The sequence below is a fragment of the Shewanella sp. 11B5 genome, assembly GCF_002836795.1.
Lineage (GTDB): Bacteria > Pseudomonadota > Gammaproteobacteria > Enterobacterales > Shewanellaceae > Shewanella > Shewanella frigidimarina.
The window spans coordinates 1-9,433 of sequence record NZ_PJAP01000240.1 but is presented as its reverse complement, the minus strand read 5'-3'; the positions used below and the strand labels follow the sequence as shown (position 1 = coordinate 9,433).

Below are 9,433 nucleotides of genomic sequence, written 5' to 3'. Positions count from 1 at the left end.
CTGCAGACAGAGAGCTAAAAAATGCCATCGTTGACGCCATTGTACGTGAAACCCAGTCTACGAAAGTGCAACTTATCGGTCATGTGTTAGTTATTTTCCGTCATTCGGCTGAAATGAAAATTGCTTTGCCTAAAGCCAAATAATTTCGCACCCTTTTATAAAAAGCCGCTGATTTCAGCGGCTTTTTTATTAGAGATGAATTATCGTTAATCAGGGATGTTCAGGTATTGGGATAACTTGATAATGCTCAGCTTTTAAGCCTAGAAACTCTGGCAAGGTAGCTCCAATTGAAATCGATGACCAAGTACCGGTTAAAATACCAATAAACATCGCAATAGAAAAACCTTCAAGCGGTGCCCCACCCAAAATCCATAAAGCCACAACTGTTATTAACGTAGTGCCTGATGTGACCATGGTTCTGGAAAAAGTTGATTTAATCGCTAAATTGTTAATGTTAGTTATATTCCACTGTGGTTTAGCCACTAACTGCTCCCGGATCCTGTCAGCAATAATAATTGAGTCATTGAGCGAATACCCTAAAATTGCCATTATCGCGGCTAATACAGTTAAATTAAATTCCATTTGGCTTAACGCGAAAAAAGCTAACACAAACACTACATCATGTACCAAAGCAAACAGAGCGCCTGAAGCTAAACGCCATTCAAAGCGAAAGCTTAGATACCCCATAATGCATAGCATAGCGACGAGTAAGGCTAAACCACCTTGCTCAACCAACTCTTGCCCCACTTGTGGCCCAACGATACTGCTGTTTAACACGTTGATATCCGTATTTAATGGCGCTAATACTTCAGCCAGTTCTGGGCGTTGATTCTCATCTGGTATATTGGCATATCGTAATACCCAACGGCCTGGTTCACTGGCTGAAATAACACTAACATCTTGTTTGTAAGCGGCGGTCATCAATGGCTGTATCTCACTGGCAGTGATGCGATGGTCCACTTGAATTTCAGTAACCACACCGCCTGTAAAATCTAAGCCCCAATTAAACCCTTTTACTCCTATAACGGTTAATGATAACAGCATTAATACAATCGAGATTAGACTCGATGCGTAACGCCACTTAGTTAAGTATTGCAGCTTGTCTGTTGAATAATTTGTTTGAGTTGAGTTCATAGAGTTACACCTTAATGGCGCGACGAGTGTCACGGCCATAAACTAAGTTGATTAATGCACGCGAAGCAAAAATACCAGTAAACATACTGGTTAATAATCCTAAACCTAAGGTCAAGGCGAAGCCTTGAATAGGACCATTACCAATTGAAAATAACACCACGGCAGTAATCATAGTGGTGAAGTTAGCATCAAAAATAGTTGAAAATGCACTATCAAATCCCACATCAATCGCACTGGCAAAGCTACGACCTTCTGCAAGCTTTTCTTTTATCCGTTCAAATATAAGTACGTTAGTATCGACTGCCATACCGACAGTAAGCACTAACCCCGCAATACCAGGCAAGGTCAATACAGCACCAGGAATGAGTGCTAACAATCCAAATAACATGACCAAATTGGCGATTAATGCCACATTAGCGACCCAGCCTAAACGGCGATACCAACAAGCCATAAACAGTAATGTTGCCGACAAACCTAAAGCGAGCGCAGCAAAACCATTAACAATATTCTCGGCCCCTAAACTAGGTCCAATAGTGCGTTCTTCAACAATAGTCACTGGTGCAGTCATAGAGCCAGCTCTTAATAACAAAGCTAATTGCTGCGCTTCTTGATGGCTGCCAGCTCCAGTGATTTCAAAGCGGTTACCGAGTTGACTCTGAATGGTTGCAACGCTAATAATTTTAGTGGTTTGCTTGGCTTTACCTTGCTGATCTCTGCTGTATTCGCTATAAGCAGTCGCCATAGGTTTACCGATATTATCGCGTGAAAAATCTGACATTAACTTGCCACCTGCCGCATCAAGACTGATATTGACTTTCGCCATACCAAAATCGCCAGTAGTGGCTCGAGCATCAATAATGTGATCGCCACCAAGTACTGGTTTTTTTGACACATAGACAGGCTTATTCTGCTCATCATTCATCACAACAGCATAAAGAGAGTCAGCTTGCACCACTGGATAAAATGCCAAACTAGCGGTTGCACCGATAACATTTTTAGCGGTGCCAGGATCTTGCACTCCTGGTAACTCAATCCTAATCCGGTTCTCTCCTTGACGCTGAACTAGCGCTTCGGTAATCCCAAGTTCTTCAATACGGCTGCGCATAATTTGCAAGTTTTGCTGTACAGTTAAGTTGGTTAATTTGAGCTGTTCACTTTGGGAAAGATTGATACTCAATGTTTGTTGATGGCCTGTGACTTGCCATTGAGGGTACTGTTGACCAATAAATTGTCTTATTTGACCACGAGCATCATCACTGGCGCTGTTAACCGTCAGTTCCGCTCCAGTGCCAAAACGCACCATTGCACCACTGATATGCTGCTCTCTGGCAAATTGCTTTACAGCATCACTCACTAATACGGCTTGGTTTTGAAACACTAAATCAAGATCCACATCCAGTAGAAACTGCACTCCACCGCGTAAATCTAAACCAAGTTTAATCGGTTTAACGCCTAAATTTAATAACCAATCTGGGGCCGCTGGAGCTAACGCTAAGGTCACTTGAGCCTGATGTTCAAACTGTTGTGCTAAGGTCTTTTTAGCTTGGGTTTGCATATCGGGATCATCTAACACCACAAGTAAATTATCTTGTTGCTGCTCGATACGCTTACTGTTTATGCCCGCTTGCTGTAACACATGGTAGATTTGTTCCACTGTTAATGATTGGGTCGGTTTAACGGCAAGTTGTACGGCAGGATCTTCACCATACCAAGATGGCAATGCACTCATAAATAAGATGATTAGTGTGCAAATTAATAGCCAGTATTTCCACTGAGCATATTGATTTAACGGTTTGGTATTCGATTTTGATTTCATAACACTTGATCTCACTACATCGGGGTAAAACCTCGATAAAAATGTATGTGAGTGATGATAGGTATTGACCCAATTCATCTACCCACAGCAAAACTCATTAGCAAGGCTAATGACATTTTTAATCAATATAATGTAGTTAACAGGTGTGAGCGTGAACGAAAAGTAAATTAGACTCTTTCCAAGCGGAAAGTCTTGAAGGGGCTGAAGCTGTTGATAATACCCAGTCCAATTGCGGACTAAAGTTAATTTGATAACCTATGGTTAAACTCGGTACTGGCGGAGAAACAAATTCATAAGCTAATAGATAATTTGGTTTTAATTCATCCGATTGATATTGAACAATACTGAGGTAACGCGCTGAATAAGTAGGAACAAAATGGATATCGTTTGAACTAGAGTGTTCAGAAACAGAACGTTGAGAGACAGGGTTTGTTGATGAAGGTTCGCCAACGTAGCCCAACAATGTGCTATTAACATCAATAAGCGTATCGGTTAACGCAGTTGGTTGATTTGAATCTACTCGACTGTTAACTAGTGTGTCTATTGAGCTGTCTACTGATTTTACTGACGTCAAGGTGATATCAAGAGGGGCTGAACTTATTGGTTGTTCACAAATCCGATCATCTGTCAGCAGATCCACATTATATGAACAAAAAGTAGACGTAGCAAAAGGCATCGATGCTAAAACTAACATACGGCTATTGAGGAGGAAGATTGAACACAACCCCACAATTACCAGCATTAGTAGTATACGAGCCCATGAAACGTCATAATGACCTTAATTAATCAAGCAACACAATGTTTAAAATTCAACTTAACATGTCAAAAAATAGCCTACTAAAATAATCAAAAATACTATCTAATAATAGTCATCTAACAAACTAGTTTTAAAGCGATTTCTTAACGAATGCATTAAATAATATTGTTACTCATACGGTAAAATGTAACAACAATGTAAACTACGTCGATAGTATCTATTGCACCTTTAATCTGCAAATGAATTTTTTTACATCTTTTATCATAGATAGCACATGCACTAGCGTCTGTAATGGATATAAAAAAGCACTAAACAGTATTCTATTTAGTGCTATGTCAGGCTAGTGGTCATTTATATCGGTATCATGTTGAGCATAAAAGTATGATTAATGCCTAAGCAATTAATTTAATTTAATAACTAAAACAGACTGTTAAAAAATTATCACACTTCTTTCTCAACAAACCTAAAGGTATTGGACCTTTACGATTTCATAATCAGTTAATCCACCAGGAGTGGTGATCGATACTTCATCGCCTTCACTTTTGCCAATTAATCCACGTGCAATCGGTGAATTAACAGAAATTAAATTTTGCTTAATATCAGCTTCGTCATCACCGACTATGCGATACGTCACTTCAGCATCAGTATCTATGTTCAAAATAGTCACTGTTGTGCCGAAAATGACTCGGCCGGTATTTTCTAACTTTGTGACGTCAATAATTTGAGCGTTAGACAACTTGCCTTCGATGTCACGAATACGCGCTTCACAAATTCCTTGATCTTCACGGGCTGCATGATATTCAGCATTTTCTTTTAAATCGCCTAATTCGCGTGCTGAAGCAATTGCTTCAGTAATTTTTGGACGACGATCGAACTTTAACAATTCAAGTTCTTTACGTAATTGATCAGCGCCAACTACAGTCATTGGGACCTTACTCATAATGTCTTTGTCTCCTTTAAAAACAAAAGCATCCCGTGCTGACGATAAGTCAACACAGTAAAAATTCAGTTGGAAGTACGCAATCGACTTAGCGTGCGTATCTAGGATGCATCTTTTCGATGATGGCTGACAGCTTACCTAAGCTTTTACAGACTTGCTAGTCATCCATCATCAAAATGTCATAAAAAAGGTCGCCAAAAGGCGACCTTAATCATTAATGCACCAAAAAATTAGCTTTTGATGCGTTTGTGTAACTCTTGTAAAGACGTCACCTTAATACGATCATCTGCAGAATGCGCTAAACACGTCGCAAAAGCAGCATTTAATGTCGTAGTGTAATTCACTTTATATCGCAAAGCTCCCCGACGGATCTGACGTGAGTCTTCAATTGCTTGACGACCTTCAGTTGTGTTAACAATGTAGGTATATTCACCATTTTTAATACGATCAAGAATGTGTGGACGACCTTCATGCACTTTGTTAACTAAGCGAGGGTTAATCCCTGCTTCACCTAAAATAATGGCGGTACCATGAGTGGCATCAATTTCATAACCTAGCTCAATCAGCTTAGAGGCTAAATCAGCAACGCGTTTTTTATCACTGTTACGTACAGATAATAACGCACGACCCGACTTAGGCACTTCAGATGTCGCACCAAGCTGTGCTTTTGCATAAGCTTCAGCAAAAGTATCACCCACGCCCATGACTTCACCGGTTGAGCGCATTTCTGGGCCTAATAACGGGTCAACACCTGGGAACTTATTAAACGGTAAGACTACTTCTTTTACTGAAAAATAAGGTGGAATCACTTCTTTAGTAAAGTTTTGCGAAATTAAGCTTTGGCCAGCCATCACTCGTGCTGCAATTTTAGCTAGCGGAACGCCAGTCGCTTTAGACACAAATGGTACTGTACGTGCGGCACGCGGGTTAACTTCAATCATATAGATTTCGTTATCTTTTACCGCAAACTGCACGTTCATTAAGCCAATTACGCCTAATTCAAAAGCCAGTTTAGACACTTGGTCACGCATTCTAGCCTGAATATCAGCACTCAAGGTGTAAGGTGGCAATGAACAGCCTGAGTCACCAGAGTGAACACCTGCTTGTTCGATGTGTTCCATAATGGCGCCAACCACCACAGTTTCACCGTCACAAACAGCATCGATATCAACTTCAATCGCATCATCTAAGAAGTGATCAAGTAATACTGGTGATGCATTAGAGACTTTAACCGCTTCATTGAAGTAGCGTAGTAAATCTTGTTTGTCGTATACGATTTCCATCGCACGACCGCCTAATACATAAGATGGGCGAACAACCAACGGATAACCTATTTTTTCAGCTTCAATCACAGCACTTTCAACAGTTGTCACTGTCGCATTTTCTGGCTGCTTCATGTTCAAACGTTGAATCGCTTGCTGGAAACGTTCGCGGTCTTCTGCACGGTCAATCGCATCCGGGCTGGTACCAATAATCGGTACGCCTGCGGCTTCTAATTCTCGCGCGAGTTTAAGCGGAGTTTGACCACCGTATTGAACGATTACGCCTTTTGGTTTTTCGATACGCACGATTTCGAGTACGTCTTCTAGCGTTACAGGTTCGAAGTATAAGCGGTCAGATGTATCGTAGTCGGTTGATACCGTTTCAGGGTTACAGTTAACCATGATGGTTTCATAACCGTCTTCACGTAATGCTAATGCAGCATGGACACAGCAATAATCGAACTCAATACCTTGGCCAATGCGGTTAGGGCCGCCACCCAGAATCATGATTTTGTCACGGTTCGATGGGTTAGCTTCACACTCTTCTTCATACGTTGAGTACATGTAAGCTGTATCAGTTGAGAATTCAGCAGCACAAGTATCGACACGCTTATAAACCGGGTGAATTTCATGGCGTTGACGTAATTTACGAATTTCGCTTTCATTAACACCTAACACATCAGCTAAACGTGCATCAGAGAAACCTTTACGCTTTAATTGGCGTAAGTAGTTTTTCTCTAGGCCTGACATACCAAGTTCAGCAACTTTTGCTTCTTGTGTAATCAAATCTTCGATTTGAACCAAGAACCAATGGTCAATATTGGTTAATGTGAAGATATCATCACGGCTTAAACCAGCGCGGAACGCATCTGCAATGTACCAAATACGGTCACAACCAGGCTCTTTTAGTTCATGGCGAATACGTTGAATAGCTTCAGGAGATTGTAAATCGACAACTGAGTCAAAACCGTTACGTCCCACTTCAAGGCCGCGTAACGCTTTTTGCAATGACTCTTGGAAAGTTCGCCCAATGGCCATAACTTCACCGACAGACTTCATTTGAGTCGTTAGGCGGTCATTTGCTCCAGCAAACTTTTCAAAGTTAAAACGTGGGATTTTAGTCACAACGTAATCGATTGCAGGCTCGAACGATGCTGGTGTTTTACCGCCAGTAATGTCGTTACTTAGCTCATCTAAGGTATAACCTACAGCCAATTTAGCCGCAATTTTAGCAATCGGGAAACCGGTCGCTTTAGACGCTAAAGCAGATGAACGCGATACTCGTGGATTCATCTCAATAATAACCATACGGCCAGTATCAGGACAAATACCAAACTGTACGTTTGAACCACCTGTTTCAACACCAATTTCACGTAATACAGCTAAAGAAGCGTTACGCATTAATTGGTATTCTTTGTCAGTTAGCGTTTGCGCTGGCGCAACGGTAATTGAGTCACCGGTGTGAACACCCATTGGGTCAAAGTTTTCGATAGCACATACGATAATACAGTTATCGTTGCGGTCACGAACCACTTCCATTTCATATTCTTTCCAACCAATTAATGATTCATCAATCAATAATTCGTTAGTTGGCGACAAGTCTAAGCCTTGAGAACAAATCTCTTCAAACTCTTCTTTGTTGTAGGCAATACCACCGCCGCTGCCACCCATAGTGAAAGACGGACGAATGATACAGGGGAAGCCCACCATATCTAATACGCCATAAGCTTCATCCATGTTATGAGCAATACCCGCACGTGGGCAGTCTAAACCAATGGATTTCATCGCTTTGTCGAAACGACTACGGTCTTCAGCTTTATCAATCGCATCCGCTGTCGCACCAATCATTTCAACATTAAACTCTTTTAGTACGCCTTGTGCTTCAAGCTGAAGCGCGCAGTTCAGTGCAGTTTGCCCACCCATCGTCGGTAGAATTGCATCTGGACGCTCTTTGGCAATGATGTTGCGTACCACTTCCCAATGAATAGGCTCGATATAAGTTGCATCGGCCATTTCAGGGTCGGTCATAATTGTTGCTGGATTAGAGTTAACCAGAATAACGCGATAGCCTTCTTCACGAAGTGCTTTACAAGCTTGCGCACCTGAATAATCAAACTCACACGCCTGACCAATAACAATTGGACCGGCACCTAGGATAAGAATACTTTTTATATCTGTACGTTTTGGCATTGCTTCTGTCTTCTCCCAGATAACTACTTGGCGTGCTGACGGTATTGTTCAATTAGCTCGATGAAATGATCGAACAACGGTGCGGCATCGGTTGGCCCAGGGCTCGCTTCAGGGTGACCTTGGAAGCTAAATGCTGGCTTATCAGTTAGGTGAATACCTTGTAATGAACCATCAAATAACGACTTATGCGTGACCTTAATATTAGCTGGCAATGTGGTTTCATCTGCAGCAAAACCGTGGTTTTGACTGGTGATCATCACGTTGCCTTTTTCAATATTGCTCACTGGATGGTTTGCACCATGATGACCAAACTTCATTTTTAAGGTTTTCGCACCAGAGGCTAATGCAAGTAACTGGTGACCTAAACAGATACCAAATACTGGAATATCAGTCTTTAATATTTGTTGGATTGCAGTAATAGCATAATCACATGGTTCAGGGTCGCCAGGACCATTTGACAGGAAGACCCCATCAGGCTTCATGGCAAGTACGTCTGCTGCAGATGTTTGTGCTGGTACTACCGTCACATCACAACCACGGTCAACCAACATACGTAAAATATTACGTTTTACACCGTAATCGTACGCGACAACTTTATATTTAAGTTCCGCTGCTGGTGTTTCAGACGGTAAACCACCGACTAATTTCCAACTACCGTTACGCCATGTATAAGCTTTATCGGTGGTCACTTCTTTGGCTAAATCCATGCCTTTTAGACCTGGAAACGCTTTCGCCGCTGCCAGAGCCTTCGCTTCATCTAGGTCACCAACCATAATACAACCGGCTTGGGCGCCTTTTTCACGCAAAATTCGAGTTAGTTTGCGGGTATCAATATCAGCAATGCCAACCACATTATTCGCTTTTAAATAATCGCTTAATGATTGTTGGTTGCGGAAATTACTCGCCATAAGCGGTAAGTCACGAATAATTAAGCCACATGCATGAACCGAATCCGATTCTGTGTCTTCATCATTAGTACCTGTGTTACCGATGTGAGGATAGGTTAATGTTACTATTTGGCGTGAATATGAAGGATCTGTAAGGATCTCTTGATAACCTGTCATTGAAGTATTAAATACCACTTCACCAACAGAGATACCGATAGCACCAATTGCGGTGCCAGAGAATACTGATCCATCTTCGAGTACGAGTAAGGCAGACTGTGTCAACGCGACCTCCAGAAAAGAGCCAAGCCACTTAAAATTATGTGTTTTTATTTTGCACTAAAATACCAATTTTCGATAAATTACGAAATTTTGACAAATTCTAGCGATTGTATAAGAAATTCGTTTTTACGTCTATATTTTGTAGGATTGTTTTCAAAAAAAAACACC

6 protein-coding genes and 1 pseudogene are annotated in these 9,433 nt (G+C 41.4%); 1 reads left to right on the top strand and 6 read right to left on the bottom strand.

Annotated features, from left to right (window positions below):
- Positions 1-143, top strand: a pseudogene (locus CXF78_RS02825) (ribosome assembly RNA-binding protein YhbY); the annotation flags it as partial.
- 67 nt (positions 144-210) lie between these two features.
- On the opposite strand, the gene secF reads toward CXF78_RS02825, so the two are convergent.
- From secF to carA, 6 genes are all read right to left on the bottom strand, one after another.
- Complete coding sequence (gene secF / locus CXF78_RS02820) at positions 211-1,134, bottom strand: protein translocase subunit SecF (protein ID WP_102035916.1); 924 nt, start codon at positions 1,132-1,134, stop codon at positions 211-213.
- A gap of 4 nt (positions 1,135-1,138) precedes the next feature.
- Entirely contained in the window at positions 1,139-2,950 is a 1,812-nt protein-coding gene (gene secD / locus CXF78_RS02815) for a protein translocase subunit SecD (protein WP_102035915.1), read from the bottom strand.
- A gap of 136 nt (positions 2,951-3,086) precedes the next feature.
- A complete protein-coding gene (locus tag CXF78_RS02810; RefSeq protein ID WP_145991357.1) occupies positions 3,087-3,692 on the bottom strand; it encodes a hypothetical protein in 606 nt (201 codons plus the stop codon).
- A 478-nt stretch (positions 3,693-4,170) separates the two neighbouring features.
- Complete coding sequence (greA, locus tag CXF78_RS02805; protein WP_011636451.1) at positions 4,171-4,647, bottom strand: transcription elongation factor GreA; 477 nt, start codon at positions 4,645-4,647, stop codon at positions 4,171-4,173.
- Positions 4,648-4,877: 230 nt separating this feature from the next.
- Positions 4,878-8,099, bottom strand: a complete 3,222-nt coding sequence (gene carB / locus CXF78_RS02800; protein WP_011636450.1) for a carbamoyl-phosphate synthase large subunit — start codon at positions 8,097-8,099, stop codon at positions 4,878-4,880.
- A 23-nt stretch (positions 8,100-8,122) separates the two neighbouring features.
- On the bottom strand, positions 8,123-9,280 hold the full coding sequence (gene carA, locus CXF78_RS02795; RefSeq protein ID WP_102035913.1) for a glutamine-hydrolyzing carbamoyl-phosphate synthase small subunit: 1,158 nt from the start codon (positions 9,278-9,280) through the stop codon (positions 8,123-8,125).
- Positions 9,281-9,433: the final 153 nt, after the last annotated feature.

What these genes read in the sequence shown, in the direction of transcription:
- secF (WP_102035916.1), bottom strand. Translation starts at nt 1,134, where the DNA reads ATGAACTCAACTCAAACAAATTATTCAACAGACAAGCTGCAATACTTA.
- CXF78_RS02810 (WP_145991357.1), bottom strand. Translation starts at nt 3,692, where the DNA reads ATGCTGGTAATTGTGGGGTTGTGTTCAATCTTCCTCCTCAATAGCCGT.
- secD (WP_102035915.1), bottom strand. Translation starts at nt 2,950, where the DNA reads ATGAAATCAAAATCGAATACCAAACCGTTAAATCAATATGCTCAGTGG.
- carB (WP_011636450.1), bottom strand. Translation starts at nt 8,099, where the DNA reads ATGCCAAAACGTACAGATATAAAAAGTATTCTTATCCTAGGTGCCGGT.
- greA (WP_011636451.1), bottom strand. Translation starts at nt 4,647, where the DNA reads ATGAGTAAGGTCCCAATGACTGTAGTTGGCGCTGATCAATTACGTAAA.